Below are 19,773 nucleotides of genomic sequence, written 5' to 3' on the forward strand. Positions count from 1 at the left end.
CGCCAGTCCGCTTGCGCCGGTGCCAGACCTATTACTGCACCGGCCGTAGCGCCGCCAAACTCGAGCCTTTCCGGCTCAGAGGACGGTGCGAACCTTCCACAATTCCGGGAACAGTTCCACCTCGAGCATGCGCCGGAGGTAAGAAACGCCGGCCGTGCCGCCGGTGCCGCGCTTCAGGCCGATGATGCGCTCCACGGTCGTGACGTGGTTGAAGCGCCAGCGGCGGAAATAATCCTCGAAGTCGATCAGCTTTTCAGCCAGTTCGTAGAGCGACCAGTATTTTGACGGCTCGCGATAAACGTCCCGCCAGGCAAATAGTACCGCCTCGCTTTCCGCCCGCGTTGACCGTGTGTCGGCTGCGGCCTCGTTGCCAATGTCGAAACCGTTGCGGCCGAGCAGCAGGATAGCCTCCTGGTAGAGGCTCGGTGCCTTGAGAATGTCTTCGAGCTTTTCGCTGATGCCGGCGTCGTGCTCGTGCGGCTTCATCATCACCGGGTTGCGGTTGCCGGCCAGGAACTCGATAGCGCGGTACTGCCAGGACTGGAAGCCAGAGGATTGCCCCAGCGCATCGCGAAACAGGGTGTACTCGCTGGGCGTCATCGTCCGCAGCACATCCCAGGCGCTATTCAGCTGCTCGAAAATGCGGGCGACGCGGGTCAGCATCTTGAAGGCCGGCTGCAAGTCGTCGTTGCGAATCGCCTCGCAGGCGGCGCGGATTTCGTGGATGGCGAGCTTCATCCACAGTTCCGACGTCTGATGCTGAATGATGAACAGCGGTTCGTCATGGGCGCTGGAGAGCGGCGCCTGGGCATTCAGCACCAGTTCGAGCTTCAGATAGTTCGAATAGGACATCTTGTCGCGAAAGTTCAGCTCGGCGCCATCCGGCGACAGGTCTTTGCTCGTCATGTGACCTTGCTCTTCTTCAGGAATTCCGGGCGATCCCAGAGCTTTTCCTTGATGATCTTTTCCAGCACCTCGGCCGCAGCAACCGTTTCTTCAAACCCGATGTAAAGCGGCGTGAAACCGAAACGGATGATATCGGGAGCACGGAAATCGCCGATGACATTGTTGGCGATCAGTGCCTGCATCACCGCGTAACCCTGCGGATGGCGGAAGGAAACCTGCGAACCGCGCCGGCTGCCGTCGCGCGGCGACGCCAGGACGAGATCGGGGCAGCGCGCTTCCACTTCCTTGATGAACAGGTCGCAGAGCGCAATCGAGCGTTCGCGCACGACATGGATATCAACGCCATCCCAGGCCGAAAGCCCGGCATCCAGCGCCGTCATCGACAGGATCGGCGGCGTGCCGGCCCGCATCCGGTCGATGGACGGACCGGGACGGTAATCGAGGTCGAAGAGGAACGGCGCTTCGTGGCCGAGCCAGCCGGAGAGCGACGGGCGGATCTTTTCCTGCAGTTCCGGTCGCACATAGATGAAGGCCGGTGCACCCGGACCGCCGTTCAGATATTTGTAACCGCAACCGATGGCAAAATCGGCACCGGCACCGAAAAGATCGACCGGCAAAGCGCCGGCGGAGTGGGCGAGATCCCAGATGGTGACGACGCCGGCGGTCTTCGCCTTGGCGGTCAGCGCCTTCATATCGTGCAGGCGGCCGGTGGCGTAATCGACTTCCGTCAGCATCAGCACCGCCACGCTCTCGTCGATGGCCGCCTCCACCTCTTCCGGCGCCACGACCTTCAGCTTGTGGCCCTTGTCGAGCGTGCGGATCACGCCGTCGGCGATATAGAGATCGCTGGGGAAATTGCCGCTGTCGGAGAGGATCACTTTGCGCTCGCCGGTGAGCGACAGCGCCGCCGTCAGCGCCTTGAACAGGTTGACCGAGGTCGAGTCGGCGGCGATCACCGATCCCTCGGGCGCGCCGACCAGCGTGCCGATCTTGTTGCCGATGCGCGCCGGCAAGTCGATCCAGCCGGCCGTGTTCCAGGCGCGGATCAGCTGGCCGCCCCAATTGTCCGCAACTTCCCGCGCCAGCCGCTCCTTGGCCGCCTTGGCAAGCGGGCCGAGCGAATTGCCGTCGAGATAGATGACGCCTTCGGGGATCTCGAAGAGCGCCTTTGTCCTTTCGAAAAGGTCGGTCATTGGACTCTGCTGCTGTTTCTCAGTTGGAACCGTTGGATCTTGCCCGTCTCCGTCTTCGGCAGGCTGTCGACGAAGCGGATGGAGCGCGGATATTTGTAGGGAGCAATCGTCGCCTTGACGTGATTCTGCAAGGCCACGGTCATCACCTCGTCGCCATTCTTGCCCTTGGCCAGCACGACGTAAGCCGCGACGATCTGGCCGCGCTCCTCATCCGCCACGCCGATAACGGCGCATTCGGCCACGTCGTCATGGGCGAGCAGTGCTGCCTCGACCTCCGGTCCGGCAATGTTGTAGCCGGCGGAAACGATCATGTCGTCGGCGCGTGCGGCAAAGTGGAAACGGCCGTCCTCGTCCTGATAGAAAGCGTCGCCGGTGATGTTCCAGCCGGCCTTCACATATTCGCGCTGGCGGGCATCCGCCATGTAACGGCAGCCGACGGGGCCGCGCACGGCGAGCTTGCCGATCGTGCCGCGCGGCACTTCGTTCATCTCCTCGTCGACGATTTTGGCCTGGTAGCCGGTCAAAGGCCTGCCGGTGGAACCCGGCGCCCGGTCGTCGAGACGATTGGAGATGAAGATATGCAGCATCTCGGTGGCGCCGATGCCGTCGAGGATCGGCTTGCCGGTCTTGGCTTCCCACAATTCGTAAACCGGCGCCGGCAGCGTCTCGCCGGCCGACACCGCGATGCGCAGCGACGAAAGATCGGCGCCGGCATCCATCGCCGCCAGCATGGCGCGGTAGGCGGTGGGCGCGGTGAAGCTGATCGTCGCCTTGTAGGTCTCGATGATCTTGACCATGTTCGGTGGCGTTGCGCTTTCCAGCAATGCGGCGGCGGCGCCGAAACGCAGCGGGAAGATCGCCAACCCGCCGAGGCCGAAGGTAAAGGCGATCGGCGGCGAGCCGACGAACACGTCCTCCGGCGTCACCTTCAGCACTTCCTTGGCATAGGCGTCGGCGATGATCAGCAGGTCGCGGTGGAAATGCATCGTCGCCTTCGGCACGCCCGTGGTGCCCGACGTGAAGCCCAAAAGAGCAACGTCGTCGCGCCCGGTCTTCACCGCGTCGAACTTCACCGGCTTGTCGAGAGCGATGCGGTCGAGTTCCGCATCATGGTTGGCCGTGCCGTCGAAGCCGATCACCTGCTTGAGGAAATCGCTGTCCTTGGCGCAGGCGACAAGCTCGTCGATGATGCGCGTATCACAGAGCGCGATGGAGATTTCCGCCTTATCGACGATCTTCTTGAGTTCGCCGGCCCGCAGCATCGGCATCGTATTGACGACGACGGCGCCGACCTTGGTGGCCGCCAGCCAGCAGGCGATCATCGCCGGATTGTTGGCGGAGCGGATCAGCACGCGGTTGCCCGGCTTTACGCCATATTCCTCGACCAGCGCGTGAGCGAGGCGGTTGCTCCAGTCGGTGAGTTCCTTGTAGGTGCGCCGCCGGCCGTTGCCGATCAGCGCCGTATGGTCGCCAAAACCCTTTTCCACCATGCGGTCGGTCAGCTCGACCGCGGCATTGAGATGATCGGGATATTGGAAATCGCCCATCACGAATTCAGGCCATTCCTCCCGAGGCGGCAGGTTGTCACGCGTAAAAGTGTCGATATGTGCGGAAGGGCTCAACATCGTATCTGTTTCCCTTTGTCTTATGTTCCCTGACTCAGACGTTACACCAGCCGCAATCTATTTCAAGTTTAAAATATCTCGATGCACGGATGCCCCCGAATGGGGGTAGGGGCGTGGCGCCCCATCCCTGCCTAAGCCAGGTACCGGTTGAAAACGTTGCGCGTCACCGCCTCCACGCCGGCATCGCCGCGGATGAGGCCCGCGACCCATTCGCAGCTTCCGGCATGAAACACCTCGCCCTTGCCTCTGGGAAAGTTGACGATCATACCGCTGCCGCGCTTGGCGCGGTCCACCGCGTCCGGGCCGGTATCGCCATACAGGATTTCGGCGATGAACACCGCATCCTCATTGTTGAGGAACACGTCGCCGGCCTTGACGGCCTCGCCCTCCTCGACATTGCAGGCGAGGCCGAGCGCCAGGATCGACAGGCCTTCCGGCACCTGTTCCTCGCCGGAAGGATAGGGCAGGCCGCCCTTGATGACATAGTCGAGCCCATCGACCTCATAGCCGAAGGCATGCGAGGCAGCGCCCAGCACGTCGCCGTAACCATAACCGGTGCCAGCAAAGGCCCAGTGTTCGGGGCGGTAGATCGGAAAGCCCCGCGCGCCGCGGGCAACGGCGCCGCCCCAGCCGGTATACATGCCGCGCGTGGCGTTCAGCCCGAAGGTCAGGGCGCCCGGCCGGCCGATTTCCGCCGCTTCCCAGCTCGTGGTGGCGAAACGGGCGTTCTCGGTGCCGTAGACGGGATCTTCCTTGCGGGCGCGGTATTTGTAGCAGATCTGCCGACGACCCTCGCCCTCCAGGCGGATCTGCCACATGAAATTTCCGGCATAACGCGCCACATGCCCGCCCGCCTCGACATAGGCATCGACGGCGTCCCGCATCTGCCAGCTCCAGTATTCGTCATGCCCGGCGAAGACGAGGCAGGAATAGCTGTCGATGATTTCGGGCCGGTACTGCAGATCTGTCTGGGCGATGATGTCGACCGCATACCCTTGGCGTTCCATCCAATGGAAGAAATGCCGGTCGTAGCTGGCCCAGCCGGAGGAAGCGTATTTCTTGCTGTGGCCGGTCCGCCATGCCCATTCCATATGCGGATAACGCGGCGGCGCCAGCAGGCCGGGCACATGGTCGAGCGCCACCCGTGGTGCATCCGGCGGCAGGCTGGCGAAACCGCGACAGAACGGCCTGTCGGCATTGACGATGGGCGAGAACTGGTTGCGCTCCGGCCCGCTGATGCCTTCGTAAAAATTCGAGCCGCCCCAGTCGTTATAGGCCATCCAGGTGCAGGTCGGCGGCACGAAGAGCACGCGGCCACGGCCGTTTCCCGGCGCCGGGCGAACGATCAGGATGGTTTCCGCCGTCAGCCGGGAGTTTTCCTCCGACCACAGCATCAGCTTGTAGCCGCCGGACGGCCAGCCGGCCTCGACGGTAAAGCTGAAACAGACCGGCCAGCCGCAGCCTTCGGCGGAACATTGGTCGGGCGTCTCGTAGGCGGCGCCTTCGATGTTTCCCTTCTGCCAGACCGTTACCGGCACAAGACCATCGCGGACAAGCGTGGCGCGAAAACGTTTCGCCGTGGTGTTGACGTGGACGGAAACCGTTTCACCTGCGCCGTAAGAATGCCGGTCGGCATAGGCCCAGAGGAACGGCGTGCCCGGCGGCAGGTTGGCCGGCGATTCGAAATAGCGGCCGAAAACGGCTTGGTAATGCGCGGCGGTCGAAGGACTGCTCATGCCAGCGTTTCCCCCTTGCGGGCGGCATGAACCGAATCCTTCACCGCAACAGTGAGCTTCGACAGGATTTCGGCCAGTTCTTCCTCGCTGGCATTGTAGGGCGGCGCCAGGATGACGGTATCGCCCGCCGTGCCGCCGACATTGCCGGTGCAGGGATAGCAGATCAGCCCGGCCTCGAAGGCGCGCCGGCCGATATCCGCATGGACGGAGAGATTGGGCCGGAACGGCGCCTTGCTTTCAGGATCTGAGACGATCTCCAGCCCGATAAAATAACCGCGCCCCCTGACATCGCCAACTTCAGGCACATCCGCGAAGGCTTTCCGCAACTCACCCCGGAATGCCTCGCCCCGCGCCAAAACATGATCGAGCAGCCCGTCGCGGCTGATGATTTTCTGGACGGCGACGGCGGCCGCACAGGCGGCGGTGTGGCCGGTGAAGGTATGGCCGGTCTGGGCACCGCCATGGGCATCGACCAGCGTCCGGTGAACGGCATCGCTGTAAAGCGCAGCACCCAGCGGCACGTAACCGGCGGCCAATCCTTTAGCGACGCTCATGATATCCGGCACCACGCCATCCTGCTCCAGCGCCCGCCAGGTGCCGGTGCGCCCGGAGCCACACATCACCTCGTCGCCGATGATCAGCACGCCGTGGCGCCGGCATACGGCTTCCACGGCCTTCGCATACCCCTCCGGCGCTGGCACGACGCCACCGGCAGCGCCGACGACCGGTTCGAAGATGAAGGCCGCCACCTTTTCGGGGCCGACTTTCAGGATCTCGTCCTCCAGCTCTTTCGCCAGGAACGCCGCCAGATCGCCAGCCGCCACACCGTCCGGTGGACGGTAGGCATTGGCGGCGGAGACAAAGGAGACATCCAGCAGGCTGCCCTCGAAGGAGGCGCGGCGCGTCTTGAAATCGGAGACAGACAAGGCGCCCAGCGTGTTGCCGTGCCAGGAGCGCCGGCGAGCGATGAAGCGGCGGCGGCTCATCTCGCCGCGGGCGGCGTGATATTGCAGGGCGATCTTCAGGCAGGATTCCACCGCCTCGGACCCGCTCGTCACGTAGACAGCATTGGGGAAATGCCCGTCTGTCCGGTCGGTGATGATATCGGTCAGTTCCTCCACGGCGTCGCTGGAGAAGAGGTAACGATAGGCATGGGCGATCTTGCCCATCTGCTCGGCGACGGCGGCATTGACCTCCGGATGGGCGTGGCCGAGACAATAGACCGCCGGGCCGCCCGAGCCATCGAGATAACGGTTGCCATCGATATCGAAGAGGTAGCTGCCGCGAGCGTAAGCGATCTTCGGGAGGTAATCGACACCATAGCTGCTGCCGGTACTGGTGGGCTTGGACATGCTGCGGTTTTCCTCCTTTTTTGCGCCGGTGAGGGTCACAAAGCCCGCCCCTTATGCGCAGAATCTCGTCATGGTTCCGGACATGACCATGAAAACGAATCCGCCGCCAGAGGTCTGGCGGCGGATTTCAATCGGGCATTTGTGACGGGTTCAGCGCGCGCCGCGCACATAGCTGGAACCGAGCGCCAGCGGCAGGCTGGCGCGGCGGCCGGCCAGGATCAGCACCAGCATGACCATGGCGAAGGGCAGCATCTGGATGACGTCGGTGGGGATATCGACACCGGCCACCTGCAGCGCCGTCGTCATCGACAGGCAGGCGCCGAACAGCAGGGCGCCGCCAAGCACCCAGAGCGGTTTCCCACGCGCCAGCATGGCGAGCACGATGCCGATGAAGCCGTTGCCATGCGTCATGAACGGCACGAAGACACCGGCGCCGACGATCGACATGAAGGCACCGCCGAGCCCGGCGAATAGTCCGGTGCACAAGACGGCAACGGTACGGGTTCGAATGACGTCGACACCCGCGGCATCCAGCGCCGCCGGCTTGTCACCCGCCGCCTGCAGCGCGCTGCCAAGATGGGTGGCGCGGAAGACGTAGATCATCACGAAGACGAGCAGGATGGCGATGTAGACGATGATCGGCCGATCGAAGACGGCCGGCCCGATCACAGGGATGCCAGAAAGGAATGGAATCGGCAGCGTCTCCATCGCATCCAGCCGCGGATAGGTGCGCGAAAACTGGATGTTGTGCAGAAGTGCCGTAATCCCCTCGGCGCCCAGCGTCAGGGCAATGCCGATGACGATCTGGTTGAGGCCGAGCCGGACGCAGAGCAACGCCATGATCGCCGCCACCGCCATGCCGCCCAGCGCGCCGAAGACGAAGCCGAGCGTGGTGGAGCCGGAGACATAAGCAATCAGGAAACCCATGTAGGCGCCGATCAGCATCATGCCTTCGAGACCGATGTTGAGCACGCCGGCCTTTTCGGACAGTTGCTCGCCAAGACCGGCCAGCAGGAGCGGAATGCCGGCGACGACGGCACCGAGCACCAGAGACGTGAGGAAAGCTTCGGTAAACAGACCCATGACTTAGCTCCTCACCGTCTGCTGCCGGCGCTGGTCGAGATATTCGGTCAGGCCGAGCACGACCAGCAGGATCGCCACGATAACCAGCGAGAAATAGTTCGGCACGCCAAGCTTGCGCGCCGCGCTCTCGCCGCCGATCGACAGCACCGAGAACAGGAAAACGAAGGCGATGGTACCAAACCCGTTGAAGCGGGCCAGGAAGACCAGCGGCACCACCGTCAGGCTGTAGGCCGGGTTCCAGTCGGCGCGGACATTGCCCTGGGTGCCGAGGATATCGACCGCGCCGGCAAGCCCGGCAAGGGCGGCGGAGATGCCGAACACCAGCACTGTCAAAAGCGGCACCGGCAGGCCGGCATGGATCGCCGCCCTGGAATTCGCGCCGACGACCCGCAATTTCAGGCCAAAGGCCGTGCGGGTCATCACCAGATGTACGACGATGATGACAGCGAGGCCGATCAGCAGGCCGGAGGAAACGGTGGTATCGAACAGCCGCGGTAGGCGATCCTCCACCGGCAGCGTCCGCGTCTGCGGCACGGTCGTGGTCGGATCGAGGAAAGCCAGCTTGACGAGAACGTTGGCGAGCGACACGCCAAGGAAGGTCATCATCAAGGTGGTGATGATCTCGTTGACACCCTGGTAGGCCCGGAGCAAGGCCGGCACCACGGACCAGACCATGCCGACGATAGCGCCGATCACCAGGCCGGCAAGCAGCACGATCCATACCGGAAAGATCTCGACCAGGACAGGACCAGCAGCGGCGACAAGCACCGCGCCCAGCAGGAACTGCCCGTCGCCGCCGAGGTTCCAGATCCCGGCCCGGAAGGCGACGATCAGGCTGGCGGCGATCAACAGCAGCGGCCCCATACGCGTCAACGTCGCCTGAAGGCCCGACGGCGAAAGCAGTCCGCGGCCGGCGACATAAGAATAATAGGTCAGCGGATTGACGCCCATGGCGATCAGTACCAGCCCACCGATGATCAGGGCAACGATGACCGGACCGATGGTGATCAGAGCCATATGCGCCCATTCGCGGCGGTGTTCCGGCGGGGCCTCGGTCGGCTTTTCCGCCGTGCGTGTTGTCTGTGCGGCGCTCATACCGTCATCCCACTCATCAATTCGCCGATCTTGCGCCGGGCATCGGCATCGTTCTCGACCGTGCCGACGATACGCCCTTGCGACATGACGGCAATACGATCGGCCAGTTCCAAAATTTCCTCAAGGTCGGTGGAAATCAAAAGCACGGCCCGGCCGGCCTCCGCCGCCTCGCGAATGCGGCGGCGGGACGAGCGGATGTTCTGGACATCCAGCCCATAGGTCGGCTTGGCGAAAATCACCGCCTCGGCCGCGCCGGAAAGCTCCCGCGCCAAAAGAACCTTCTGGATATTGCCGCCGGAGAGTTTTGCCACCGGGGTCTCGATGCTCGGCGTGCGCACGTCGAATTCACCGACATAACGCCGGGCATTGTCGGCAATTGCCGCCGGCTGCTCGACGCCGCTCTTCCAGAACGGCCGGTCGCCGATCTGCTTGAGGAGAAGATTGGTGGAGACCGGGAATGTGCCAACCGTGCCTTCGCCCAGCCGGTCGTCGGTGACGTATCGCAGCCCGTGGCTGCGCCGCTCGCCGACGCCTGCCTTTTCCAGCGACGCGCCCTTGAGTTTCAGCACGCCGGAGCGGATCGGGCGCTGGCCGGCAAGCGCTTCCGCCAGTTGCTTCTGGCCATTGCCGTCGATACCGGCCAGGCCGAGGATCTCGCCTGATGCCACGGTAAACGAGATGCCGGAGAGAGGCACCGAACCATCGTCGACCGCGAGATCATCGACGGCGAGCACCGGTTTGCCGCCCGCGGCACGACGTGTCTCGCGCCCGCCAGCTTCGGCTTCGCCGGAGGCATTGGTGCCGAACATCATGCGCACGACTTCCGCCATAGCGACGGAAGTATCGGCATTCTTCAGGATCTCCGGCTCCATGGCACCGGCATTCTTGCCGAGCCGCAGCACGGAGATGCGGTCGCCATAGGCCAGCGCCTCATTGAGCTTGTGGGTGATGAAAACCACGGCCAGCCCGCGCGCCACCAGGCGCCGCATCAGCTCGCCAAGCTGTTCGGCATCGCGCGGCGTCAACATCGCCGTCGCTTCGTCAAGGATCAGGCAGCGGCTGCCGCGCAAAAGGGCGCGAACGATCTCGACCTGCTGCTGCTCGCCGAGCGACAGCGATCCCGCCAGCGCATAAGGATCGATCTTGATGCCAATGCTGCCGGCCTGCTCGCGCATCCGCGCCGCAACGCCTTCGCGATCCGGCCGCTTCCACCAGGGGCCGCCGAGGGTAAAATTATCGACCAGGGTCAAGGAAGGAACCAGCATCGAATGCTGGAAGACGGTGCCGATGCCGAGATCGAGCGCCTGGCGCGGCGAGGCGATATCGATAGCCTGACCATCGATCAGGATTTCGCCCTCATCCGGCTTCTGCAGCCCCGACAGCATGCCGACGAGCGTCGATTTGCCCGCACCGTTTTCGCCGAGAAGAACATGCACCTCTCCCGGCCAGAGGTCGATCGTCACGTGGTCGTTGGCGACCACGCCTGGAAACCGTTTTGTCACCTGGCGCAAGGACACGACTGGCCCTTGTGCGGCAACCGGAGAAGCGGAACTGCCCACCATAAATCTGCAACTCTATTTCATGTCCGAAAAGGCATCGCACGCGCCGACGGAACCCCATCGGCGCGGCGAACGATCGTCTGCGCTCTATTACTGCGCTGTCGGAACGGCCGTGACAAGCTTGTGCACGGTATCGGCATCGAAATGCGGCTCGACCTTGATCTTGCCGCCGATGATGTCGTCACGCAGCGCCGAAATCTGCGACCAGACGTCATCCGGGATGCTCTTGGTCTTGAGCAGCTTGACGGAGTCGTCGGACAGCTTGATGTCGTAGTTGCGGCTACCGAACTTGTCGGCCTTCAGGTCTTCGATCATCGCACCGTAGACCGGGGTCAGGTCCCAGATGACGGACGACAGCAGGAAGCCCTTGTCCAGCGAGGTCTTGTCGCCGATGACGTCGATGAAATAGACCTTGCCGCCATCGGTTGCCTTGGTGGTTTCGACAGCCTGCAGCATGCCGAAGGACGAGCCGTTGCCCTGGCCGAAGATGACGTCGGCGCCGGCGGCGATCACGGTTTCGGTGACACGCTTGCCGCCGGCGACGTCAGCATAAGCAGCCGGGCCGATCACCGCGTAACGAACTTCGACGGTCGATTTTTCAGCCTTCACGCCTTCGGCGAAAGCAGAAGACATGGCGTTCCACGACGGAGGCTCGCCGGAAACGACGATGCCGACGACGCCGGTGCGCGACATCTTGGCGGCGAGGCGGCCAGCGAGATAAGCGCCTTCATGACCGCTTGCCGTATAGTCGGCAACGGCACCGGCCTTCAGCTGGTCCGGACGGTCGACGATGGCGACCGGAACGTTCAGTTCGGCGCCGATTTCCGGGGCAGCGGTGTTGTAGCCGCTGGCATGGGCGATCAGCAGGCTCGCGCCGTCTTCGGCAAGCTCGCGCAGCGTCGGGCGAACGTCGCCGTAGCCGAGGTTTTCGGCAACGGTGACTTCAACACCGGCCTTGGCGCCTGCGGCCTTCGCCGCATCGATGCCCTGCTGGTTCCAGCCGAAATCCGTGCCCTGTTCCGGCGTCAGGATGGCGATGGACTTGACTTCCGCGGCAAGCGCAAAAGTATTCATGAGTGCGACAAAAGTAATAACACTCGCACTTCTTTTCAAAATGCTCTTCATTTCTTAGGTTCCCCTTTTTGTTTGCCTGTAATTCATATGTTTGTTATTCGTATTTTGCAAACAACAAACACAGTATTCATTAAACTCAACGAGTCGACGATGAAATTCTCCCTGATTTCGATGTTCATGATCGCCCTGGCCGGCACGACCGCCGCACAGGAAGTCCATGTGGTGGTGCGCGGCCGCGACGGGCTCGTGAAGGTGCCGATGACCTTCACCAATGCCGGCCCGGCGCCGATGGCCTGCAAGAGCGCGATCGCCCACTGGTATTCGCTGGACCTCGGCATTGCCGCGGAGGGCGCCAAGGTGAGCGTCGACCTGTGGTCGGATCCGAAAAGCGGCGAGATTTTTCTGCTGAACGACAAGGAAGACCGCATGCCGATCCAGTCGCTGTGGTGCGGCCTGGAGGGGCGCTCCTGGGAGACGCGCGCCGAAATCGTGCTGTCACGCCGCGCCGGAGACACGCCGGCAGCGGAAAATCTCGTCTGCACCCAGGCGGAAAACCGGGTGACCTGCAAGGCAATCTGAGAAAGGCGGGCGGCCCTGCCGCCCTTACCCCTGCCGACAACAGGACCGGCGCACGGACGGCCGGAGGCCTGCCGCAAGGCAGTCATCGCACCGTGGATACGCCAATCGACTTGCATCGGGAAAGCCTTTCCTGCACTTGTCCAGAAAAGCCGTTCGGAACAATTTCCCGAACCGGGGACCATTGGGCTTGACACGCCTCTATGGGCATAACACTCTCATACCGTAATACAATCTGTCAAGCGCATTGAGGCGCGAAAACGGGAAATCGGCAGTCCGATCCATCGCTTTGAAAAAGCTTGGAAAAGCGCTCATTTCACCCTACGAAACACGAAGGAAAAGACAATGCAGACAGCGATCGTGACCGGCGCCAGCAAGGGATTGGGACGGGCCATCGCCATCGAGCTCGGCCGGGCCGGTTATGCCGTCGTGGTTGCCGCCCGCGACCAGGCCGGCCTCGACGAAACGGTTGCGCTGGCAAAGGCTGCCGGCGCGCCGGCAACGCTTGCCGTCGCGGCCGATCTTTCACAGCCGGAAGCGCCCGACGCGGTGGTCAAGGCCGCCCTCGATACGTTCGGCCGCATCGACGTCGTCGTCAACAATGCCGGCGCCACCAAGCGCGGTGATTTTTTCGCCCTGACGGAAGAGGATTTCATCAGCGGCTTTGCGCTGAAGTTTCATGCCACCGTGCGGTTCTGCCGGGCCGCATGGCCGGCGCTCGCCAAGGCCGGCGGCAGCATCGTCAACATTTCCGGCATCGGCGCCCACACGCCGGAACCGGATTTCACCATCGGCGGCTCGGTGAATTCCGCCATCATCAACTTCACCAAGGCGCTGTCGAAGCGGGCGGCCGCGGACGGCATCCGCATGAACGTGTTGTGCCCCGGCCATATCGTCACCGACCGGCTGGAAGCCCGCATCAAGGTCCGAGCGAAGGACCAGGGCATCAGCTTCGAGGACGCCCGCGAGGAAATGCGCATTGCGCAGCACATCGACCGCTATGGCACGCCGGAAGAGATTGCCCACACGGTCGCCTTCCTCGTTTCCGACAAGGCTTCCTATATCCAGGGCACGGTGATCAACGTCGACGGCGGCGCGACGCCGGGGATCTGAGACGGGCGAAGCGGGGCGGCAACGGCGGCAAACGTGCCTCCGTCAGCTTGTTTACAAACCGCTATCGTCCCAATGTCGTCATCCTCGGGCTTGTCCCGAGGATCTGCCTTCGCCTGCTAAGCCATTGACGATGAAAGATTGCATTTCGCGTGCCCAGATCCTCGGGACAAGCCCGAGGATGACGACGGAGACGTTTTAAGCCTTTGGCAACAGCCTAGCGGCCGCAAGTTTCAGCCGTTATTCCGCGGCCGCTTCCTCAAACTGGGCGCGCAGAATGCCGATTGCCACTTTGGCGGCATTGGATACATGCTTGATCGCGGCCTTGCGGGCCTCGGCATCCTTGCGGGCGACCAGCAGTTCCACCAGTTCGCTCAGTTCTTCCATGCTCTGCACCGTGCGACCCGGCGCCTGCAGCGACGTTGCACGCAGCACCATGATGCGCGAATTGAGCATGGAGAGCGTCTGGCCAAGCGCCTCGTTGTAGGCGCCGGAGATCAGACAATCGTAAAATTCATTCTTGGCCTTGAGACGGACGATGGAATCCGTCGAGGTCGATGAATCCTTCATCTTCTTGAAGGCCTTGCGCAATGCCTTGTGGTCGGCGGGCGTCGCACGCTGCGCAAACAGTTCACTGGCCAGCCCTTCGAGCTCCATGCGCACCTGATAGATTCCCTCGGCCTGTTCCGGCGTAACGCCGGCGACGATCGGGCCGCGGTGCGGCAGGACGTAGATCATGCCTTCGGATTCGAGCTGGCGTAGCGCCTCGCGCACGGCGGTGCGGCTGACGCCGGTCATTTCGCAGAGATCGCGTTCCGTCAGCCGGTCGCCGGCCTTGTAGATACCGGCGGCAATGGAATTGCGGATGCTTTCCGTAACGCTGTGGCGCAAGGGAGCAGCCGTCTTGGTGACCTTGAAATTATACTGGGGCGCGTCCTTGGACAAAACCGGCATCTTCTTCTTACCGTTGTTATTCAGCATCAGCGGTTTAGTATCCTGTCCCGTGCGCGACCGTAACGATCCGGCCAAAGCTTCGACAATTACGCACATCATACCATAGTCCGGGGAACTGTACCAAGCATCGCCACCGACCTGGGCGCTTCAGTCCCCGCCATTTTTGACAGACGTCAACCTCGACCGAGGCGCCATGCCCCGGCGGCGATATCGCGTGAAAACCGCTTCTGGCCGCATCCCCCACCGGATTCGCATAATACGCGAATATAATACTATGCCAACCCGCCTTTTTCAGGTGGGCGGCTGCCGCCGTCGCCGGCGGCAGCGTCTGACGTCACAGATCGCGGTCGATTACCGCCATGGCAGCGGTCACGCCTGCGCCGAGATCGAGGCCGGCAACGCCCATCGCCGTCAGCGTGCCGACCAGGGCCGTGATGGCGATCGGCGCATAGATCGGCCGCGCCGTCGGGCCCATATGGCCGATACGCGTCAGCTTGCCGAGCGTTTCGCCACGGCCGGAGGAGAACACCACGCCATACCGCCGCCGCGCCTCTTTCCGCAGCACCGCCTCGTCGATGCCCTCGGGAACGCGGACGGCCGTCGTCGTCGGCGACGAAATCGCCTCGCTGGCCGGCCAGAGTTTTAGGCCGGCGGCCAGGATGCCGGCGCGGGTCGCCTCGGCCGTCACCGCATGGCGGCGCCAGACGTTTTCCGGCCCTTCGTCGAGATAGAGGTCGAGTGCCGCATCGAGACCATTGATTTCGGCCACCGACGGCGTGAAGGGGAAGGAACGATCGGCACGCCAGGCTTCTTCCCAGTCGAGGATCGACAGCATCGAGGCGCGCGGCGCGGCCGGATTGGCCTTCATCTTCGCCCAGGCGGCATCGCTGACCGACAGCAGGGAGAGGCCGGGCGGGCAGCCGAGGCACTTGTTGGGGCCGGTAACGAACAGGTCGGCATGGATCGCGTCGGGATAGACCTCCATGCCGCCGAAGGACGACACGGCATCGACCAGCAGCAAGGCGCCATGCGCATGGACGATCCGGCCGATTTCGGCGACAGGATTGATCGTGCCAGAGGGCGTGTCGTGGTGGCAAACCGCGACGACGCGAATTTCTGGACGCGCCTTCAGCATGTCGGCGACCGATTGCGGATCGATCACCTCATTGTAGGGAACGCGGATTTCCACCACTTCGGCGCAATACCGCTTCGCCCAGCCGGCAAAACCGGCGCCATAGACGCCCGAGGCGAGGTTGAGGACGACATCCTCCTTGGCGAGCAGCGAAGCGGCGGCGGCTTCGAGGCCGAGCACCGGCTCGCCCTGCAGGATCACCGGCATATTGCGCGATGCGAACGCCTTCTGCACCTTGCGGGAGACATTTTCGTAGTGTTCGAGGAAAGCCGGGTCGTAGTCATACAGCACCGGCCGCGCCAGCGCCCGCAGGACCGCCGGATAGGAATCGACGGGGCCGGTGGTCAGCGTAAAAATCGGATCGGTCTGGGTGGGTTTGCTCATGGTCTTCACTCCCTGTTCTGCAGCGGCGGCCTTATCGCCCGGCCGCATGTTTCATGACGGCACCCGCATCGTCCGTTCGGTCGAGCGCCCAGATGGCCGACAGCAGACGGTCGATGTCGAAGCTTCGACCGCGATACTGGCTCAGTGTCTTCAATTTGGCCTCCAGGTCGGCATCGCTCAAGGGATTGCCGAGGCTGCCGCGCGCCTTTTCCACGGTCACCGCCAGGTTTCCGGAGGCGAAGCCGATCTCGACGCGCGCCCCTTCGACATCGAAGGCGGGATCGTCGACAAAGGCAAGCTTTTCGCCCAGTGCCCGCACCGCAGGATCGGCAACGCTGTCATCGCTGAACTCCGGCAGGCCGGCCCGGCCGGTGAGCAGGGACACGGCAACCGCGTGCTGGGCACTCACCTGCGACAGGCGACCGGTCGCAACGCCGGGGCGGTCCGTGCGCTGGCGCAGCAGCGGATGGCCCGTCAGGGTGATCTTTTCGATGGCCCCGGCGTCGAAGCCGGGCTTGCCGCGCAAGGTCAGGCAGGCATCGATCACCGGATTGAGCACGACGCCGCAGGGATAGGGCTTGTAGGTGTTGGAGAGGATTTCCCACCGCGTCCCGAGGCCGTCGAGGAGAACGGCAAGATCGGGTTTTTCCGCCGTGACCTCCAGGAATCCGCGCGGGCCTTCCAGCGGCAATGTCGGGCCGGAAAAACCGTCCGCGGCCAGCAGCGCTGAGAGCAAACCGTTGCGGGCGGCATTGCCGACGCTGATGCTTTTCGACATCGTTCCCAGCGTCTCCACCAGGCCGGAGGCCTGCGCCGAAGCATTACCGAGGGCGTCGAGAAACTGCCGCTCATCGAACCCGAGCAACTTACCGGCCGCGAAGGCGGCACCGAACGTGCCGCAGGTGGAGGTAATGTGCCAGCCGCGGCTGTAGTGGCTCGGCGAAACGGCGTTGCCGATACGGCATTCGATTTCCACCCCGAGAACGAAGGCTAGCAAAAGATCCTCGCCGCGCAGCGGACGGTTTTCCGCCAGCGCGAAAACGACCGGAGCGACCGGTGCCGTGGGGTGGATGATCGTCGGAATATGCGTATCGTCGAAATCGAAGACATTGGCGCTGGCGGCATTCAGGAACGACGCCCACAGCATATCCGGCCGCTCGTCGCGGCCGATCACGGTGGACGAAGACGGGCCGCTGAAGGCGGCAAGAACGCCGCAGGCCTTGTCGAGCGCCGGTTCGCCGCTGCCGGCAATGGCCGTTGCGAAAAAGTTGACCAGGCAGCGTTTCGCCGCGTGCCGTACCTCGGCAGGCAGCTGTTCCCAGGTCAGGCCCGCAGCGAAGGCCGCAAGCCTCCGGCTCGCTCCCGTTTCCGCCGCCATGCTCACGCCTTGACGTCCTTGCCCCTGACTTCGGCGCCGGCCCATTGCTCGACGGTGCGGATGACGGCGGTCATGTCGGCATCATGGCCGAATTCGCTCTTGGTGATCGAAAACAACTGACGGACGGCGCTCGCCACCATCATCGGCACGCCGAGACGCTCGCCTTCCTCGACGCACAGGCGGATATCCTTGGCGGACAGGCCGACGGCGAAGCCGAAATCGAAGGTGCCAGGCAGGACGAAACGCGGGATCTTGTCCACCGAGGCGCTGTTGCGGCCGCTGCCGGCGTTGAGCACGTCGATCATCGTTTCGGCGTCCAGCCCGGCCTTGGCGCCGAGCACCATGGCTTCGGAGGTGATGGCAAGGGCGGCTGCCGAGCAGATGTTGTTGATCAGCTTCATCGTCTGCGCCATGCCCGGCTCGGCGCCGACATAAAACACCTTGCCGAGGTTTTCGAGCACCGGCACGAGCAGGTCGAAGGCGCCACGGTCGCCGGAAGCCATCAGCGCCAGCGACCCCTTTTTCGCGCCGGCAACGCCGCCGCTCACCGGGCAATCGATCAGCTTGATATCCGTGCCTTGCAGTTTCGTCGCCACCTCCGCCTCGGCCTGCGGCCCGGTGGTCGACAGGTCGACGATGCGGCGGATTTTCGTGCCCGAGGACAGACCGTCGGCGCCGGTGCAGACGAGCTTGACGACGTCGGGCGTCGGCAGCGAGATCAGCACGGTCTCGGCCTCGGAGGCGATCGCGGCCGGCGAAGCGGCGGCACGCGCGCCCTTGGCGACGAGCGCCTGCAGGGCGGCTTCGCTGCGGTCGTAGATCACCAGTTCATAACCCGCATCGATGAGACGCGACGCCATCGGCGCGCCCATGTTGCCGAGACCGACGAAACCGAGAACCGTTTTAGACATGATACCTCCAGGGCGCCTGCTGCGCCGTCTGCGTTCGAAATGAAATCAGGCGATGGACCAGCCGTTGTCGACCGGCAAAAGCGCGCCGTTGAGATCGCGGCTGTGCGGGCCGCAGAGAAAGGCGGCAAGCGCCGTGACCGTGTCCATGGAAATGAAGCGCCCGCCGGGCTGGCGGGTCGAGAGGAAATCGCGGGTGGCCTCCTCGACGGAGATGTTCTTCTCCGCCGCCATCGCCTCGATGCGGGCCTGCGCCGAGGGCGTGTGCATCAGGCCGGGGCAGATGGCGTTGCAGGTGATATCCTCCGAGGCCGTCTCCAGCGCCACCGTCCGCGTCATGCCGACGATGGCATGTTTCGTCGTGACGTAGTCCAGCCGGCCGGGCAGGGCGATCAGGCTGTAGACGGAGGCGAGGTTGATGATCCGGCCCCAGCCTTTCTGCCGCATGCCAGGCAAGGCCAGCCGGATCGTGTGGAAAGCGGCGGAAAGGTTGACGGCAAGCGCCTGGCTCCAGTCCTCCGGCGGCAGCTGATCGACAGGCGCGAAGCGGCGAATGACGGCATTGTTGACGATGATATCGACCGTATCGAAGGTGCGGATGGCAGCGGCGTGCAGCGCTTCGATTTCCTGCTGGTTGCGCAGGTCGGCGCGCTTGTAGACGACGCAGCAGCCGTGTTTCGCCTCAAGCCGCGCGGCCACTTCCTCGCCGTCTTCCTGGGTATCGAGGCCGGTCAGCACGGTGTTGCAGCCTTCGGCGGCAAAACGTTCGGCGATGGCCAGTCCGAGCCCGGCCGTCGAGCCGGTGATCAGGGCAGTCTTTCCCTTCATGGCAGCAGATCTCTCCATGGTTTGATCGGCGGTTCGTCGAGCCTGACGGCGATGCCCTCCAGCTCCGGGCTCGGCGGCCGATACACCTTCATCACCAGCGGATCGTGCCCCGGCACGACATGGTCTTCATCCTCGGCCAGCGCCTTGACGGTGCGAAACCCCTCCAGCATGTCGCCGAGACTATGCAGGATCGGGAAGGACCGGCCGCTCGAAAAATTGTCGTAGAAATGCGAGGCATCGGAGGCGATGACCACCCAGCCGCGCTTCGTCCAGACGCGCACCACCTGCAGGCCGGCGGTGTGGCCGCCGGTGCGATGCAGCGTCAGGCCGGGTACGATTTCGGTGGTGCCGTCATGGAACGCCACGCGCCCATGATAGACGCAGCGCACGAAGCGCGTGACGTCCTCGACGGAATAAGGCGCGCGTAGCGGCTGATGGCACATGCAGCGCCCGGTGGCATAAGCCACCTCCGCATCCTGCACATGGAACCGCGCCTTCGGAAAGCTGTCGAGCGTGCCGGCATGGTCGTAATGCAGATGGGTAAGGATCACCTGATCGACATCGGCAGCAGCGATGCCGAGATGGGATAGCGCCTCTGACGGCATGCGCAAAAGGGTGCGACCGCGTGCTTTTGCCGCCTCTTCATCGAAGCCGGTATCGATGACGAAAACGCAGTCTGAGCGCCGCGCCACCCAGACGTAATAGTCGAGATCCGCACCGCTTTCATGGCTGTCGCCACCAAGATAATTGTCGGAGAGATGGCGGCCGGAATGATTGGCGTAGCGAATGGCGTACAACTCAAATGGTTCTATCGACACGTTTTTCCGCCCCATCGCCAGCTGCAGTTTTCGACCGCTGCGGCATTGATGTTCGATTCCGC

Annotated in this window: 17 protein-coding genes; 2 read left to right on the forward strand and 15 right to left on the reverse strand. The window is 63.6% G+C overall.

The features are described from left to right. Positions 1 to 75 precede the first annotated feature (75 nt). The 9 genes from kynA to ACSQ3I_RS13785 all read right to left on the reverse strand — a co-directional run bounded on the left by kynA (position 76) and on the right by ACSQ3I_RS13785 (position 11,623). On the reverse strand, positions 76 to 906 hold the full coding sequence (gene kynA, locus ACSQ3I_RS13745; RefSeq protein ID WP_435999736.1) for a tryptophan 2,3-dioxygenase: 831 nt from the start codon (positions 904 to 906) through the stop codon (positions 76 to 78). Continuing rightward, the gene (gene kynU, locus ACSQ3I_RS13750) at positions 903 to 2,099 is read right to left on the reverse strand and encodes a kynureninase (protein WP_435999738.1); all 1,197 of its coding nucleotides are present in this window, start codon (positions 2,097 to 2,099) and stop codon (positions 903 to 905) included. The genes kynA and kynU overlap by 4 nt, the downstream gene beginning before the upstream one ends. Beyond that, positions 2,096 to 3,724, reverse strand: a complete 1,629-nt coding sequence (locus tag ACSQ3I_RS13755; protein ID WP_435999740.1) for a benzoate-CoA ligase family protein — start codon at positions 3,722 to 3,724, stop codon at positions 2,096 to 2,098. The genes kynU and ACSQ3I_RS13755 overlap by 4 nt, the downstream gene beginning before the upstream one ends. Positions 3,725 to 3,855: 131 nt before the next feature. Then, positions 3,856 to 5,460, reverse strand: coding sequence for a N,N-dimethylformamidase beta subunit family domain-containing protein (locus ACSQ3I_RS13760; RefSeq protein ID WP_435999742.1), 1,605 nt, complete (start codon positions 5,458 to 5,460; stop codon positions 3,856 to 3,858). Beyond that, positions 5,457 to 6,812: an aspartate aminotransferase family protein gene (locus tag ACSQ3I_RS13765; RefSeq protein ID WP_435999744.1), complete on the reverse strand. Its 1,356-nt coding sequence runs from the start codon at positions 6,810 to 6,812 to the stop codon at positions 5,457 to 5,459. The genes ACSQ3I_RS13760 and ACSQ3I_RS13765 overlap by 4 nt, the downstream gene beginning before the upstream one ends. 150 nt (positions 6,813 to 6,962) lie before the next feature. Beyond that, entirely contained in the window at positions 6,963 to 7,895 is a 933-nt protein-coding gene (locus ACSQ3I_RS13770) for a putative B6 ABC transporter permease subunit 1 (RefSeq protein ID WP_435999745.1), read from the reverse strand. Positions 7,896 to 7,898: 3 nt separating this feature from the next. Beyond that, positions 7,899 to 8,990, reverse strand: coding sequence for a putative B6 ABC transporter permease subunit 2 (locus tag ACSQ3I_RS13775; RefSeq protein WP_435999747.1), 1,092 nt, complete (start codon positions 8,988 to 8,990; stop codon positions 7,899 to 7,901). Further along, positions 8,987 to 10,507, reverse strand: coding sequence for a putative B6 ABC transporter ATP-binding protein (locus ACSQ3I_RS13780; protein ID WP_435999749.1), 1,521 nt, complete (start codon positions 10,505 to 10,507; stop codon positions 8,987 to 8,989). The genes ACSQ3I_RS13775 and ACSQ3I_RS13780 overlap by 4 nt, the downstream gene beginning before the upstream one ends. Before the next feature lie 132 nt (positions 10,508 to 10,639). Then, complete coding sequence (locus ACSQ3I_RS13785; RefSeq protein ID WP_435999750.1) at positions 10,640 to 11,623, reverse strand: putative B6 ABC transporter substrate-binding protein; 984 nt, start codon at positions 11,621 to 11,623, stop codon at positions 10,640 to 10,642. Between the two features lie 150 nt (positions 11,624 to 11,773). On the opposite strand from ACSQ3I_RS13785, the gene ACSQ3I_RS13790 reads away from it, so the two are divergent. Beyond that, a complete protein-coding gene (locus ACSQ3I_RS13790; protein WP_435999752.1) occupies positions 11,774 to 12,202 on the forward strand; it encodes a hypothetical protein in 429 nt (142 codons plus the stop codon). Between the two features lie 342 nt (positions 12,203 to 12,544). Further along, positions 12,545 to 13,312 carry an SDR family oxidoreductase gene (locus ACSQ3I_RS13795; protein WP_435999754.1) on the forward strand — a complete coding sequence of 256 codons (768 nt, stop codon included), beginning with the start codon at positions 12,545 to 12,547 and terminating at the stop codon, positions 13,310 to 13,312. Between the two features lie 237 nt (positions 13,313 to 13,549). Here ACSQ3I_RS13795 and ACSQ3I_RS13800 read toward each other — a convergent pair whose 3' ends face one another. The 6 genes from ACSQ3I_RS13800 to ACSQ3I_RS13825 form a co-directional block, all read right to left on the reverse strand. Next, positions 13,550 to 14,290, reverse strand: a complete 741-nt coding sequence (locus tag ACSQ3I_RS13800) for a GntR family transcriptional regulator (protein WP_435999756.1) — start codon at positions 14,288 to 14,290, stop codon at positions 13,550 to 13,552. 307 nt (positions 14,291 to 14,597) lie between these two features. After that, entirely contained in the window at positions 14,598 to 15,779 is a 1,182-nt protein-coding gene (gene ppaT, locus ACSQ3I_RS13805; RefSeq protein ID WP_435999758.1) for a pyridoxamine--pyruvate transaminase, read from the reverse strand. Positions 15,780 to 15,810: 31 nt separating this feature from the next. Continuing rightward, positions 15,811 to 17,157: an MmgE/PrpD family protein gene (locus tag ACSQ3I_RS13810; protein WP_436000223.1), complete on the reverse strand. Its 1,347-nt coding sequence runs from the start codon at positions 17,155 to 17,157 to the stop codon at positions 15,811 to 15,813. Between the two features lie 2 nt (positions 17,158 to 17,159). Continuing rightward, positions 17,160 to 18,068: an NAD(P)-dependent oxidoreductase gene (locus ACSQ3I_RS13815; protein ID WP_435999760.1), complete on the reverse strand. Its 909-nt coding sequence runs from the start codon at positions 18,066 to 18,068 to the stop codon at positions 17,160 to 17,162. Between the two features lie 45 nt (positions 18,069 to 18,113). Beyond that, on the reverse strand, positions 18,114 to 18,893 hold the full coding sequence (locus ACSQ3I_RS13820; protein ID WP_435999762.1) for a 3-hydroxybutyrate dehydrogenase: 780 nt from the start codon (positions 18,891 to 18,893) through the stop codon (positions 18,114 to 18,116). Then, positions 18,890 to 19,711, reverse strand: a complete 822-nt coding sequence (locus ACSQ3I_RS13825; RefSeq protein WP_435999764.1) for an N-acyl homoserine lactonase family protein — start codon at positions 19,709 to 19,711, stop codon at positions 18,890 to 18,892. Before ACSQ3I_RS13825 ends, ACSQ3I_RS13820 begins: the two co-directional genes overlap by 4 nt. Positions 19,712 to 19,773 lie beyond the last annotated feature (62 nt).

Origin of the sequence: Rhizobium sp. LjRoot30 (assembly GCF_964253915.1) — a bacterium.
Lineage (GTDB): Bacteria > Pseudomonadota > Alphaproteobacteria > Rhizobiales > Rhizobiaceae > Metarhizobium.

Coding starts and splice junctions, on each gene's coding strand:
- kynA (WP_435999736.1), bottom strand. CDS start 906: ATGACGAGCAAAGACCTGTCGCCGGATGGCGCCGAGCTGAACTTTCGC.
- kynU (WP_435999738.1), bottom strand. CDS start 2,099: ATGACCGACCTTTTCGAAAGGACAAAGGCGCTCTTCGAGATCCCCGAA.
- ACSQ3I_RS13755 (WP_435999740.1), bottom strand. CDS start 3,724: ATGTTGAGCCCTTCCGCACATATCGACACTTTTACGCGTGACAACCTG.
- ACSQ3I_RS13760 (WP_435999742.1), bottom strand. CDS start 5,460: ATGAGCAGTCCTTCGACCGCCGCGCATTACCAAGCCGTTTTCGGCCGC.
- ACSQ3I_RS13765 (WP_435999744.1), bottom strand. CDS start 6,812: ATGTCCAAGCCCACCAGTACCGGCAGCAGCTATGGTGTCGATTACCTC.
- ACSQ3I_RS13770 (WP_435999745.1), bottom strand. CDS start 7,895: ATGGGTCTGTTTACCGAAGCTTTCCTCACGTCTCTGGTGCTCGGTGCC.
- ACSQ3I_RS13775 (WP_435999747.1), bottom strand. CDS start 8,990: ATGAGCGCCGCACAGACAACACGCACGGCGGAAAAGCCGACCGAGGCC.
- ACSQ3I_RS13785 (WP_435999750.1), bottom strand. CDS start 11,623: ATGAATACTTTTGCGCTTGCCGCGGAAGTCAAGTCCATCGCCATCCTG.
- ACSQ3I_RS13790 (WP_435999752.1), top strand. CDS start 11,774: ATGAAATTCTCCCTGATTTCGATGTTCATGATCGCCCTGGCCGGCACG.
- ACSQ3I_RS13795 (WP_435999754.1), top strand. CDS start 12,545: ATGCAGACAGCGATCGTGACCGGCGCCAGCAAGGGATTGGGACGGGCC.
- ACSQ3I_RS13800 (WP_435999756.1), bottom strand. CDS start 14,290: ATGCTGAATAACAACGGTAAGAAGAAGATGCCGGTTTTGTCCAAGGAC.
- ppaT (WP_435999758.1), bottom strand. CDS start 15,779: ATGAGCAAACCCACCCAGACCGATCCGATTTTTACGCTGACCACCGGC.
- ACSQ3I_RS13810 (WP_436000223.1), bottom strand. CDS start 17,157: ATGGCGGCGGAAACGGGAGCGAGCCGGAGGCTTGCGGCCTTCGCTGCG.
- ACSQ3I_RS13815 (WP_435999760.1), bottom strand. CDS start 18,068: ATGTCTAAAACGGTTCTCGGTTTCGTCGGTCTCGGCAACATGGGCGCG.
- ACSQ3I_RS13820 (WP_435999762.1), bottom strand. CDS start 18,893: ATGAAGGGAAAGACTGCCCTGATCACCGGCTCGACGGCCGGGCTCGGA.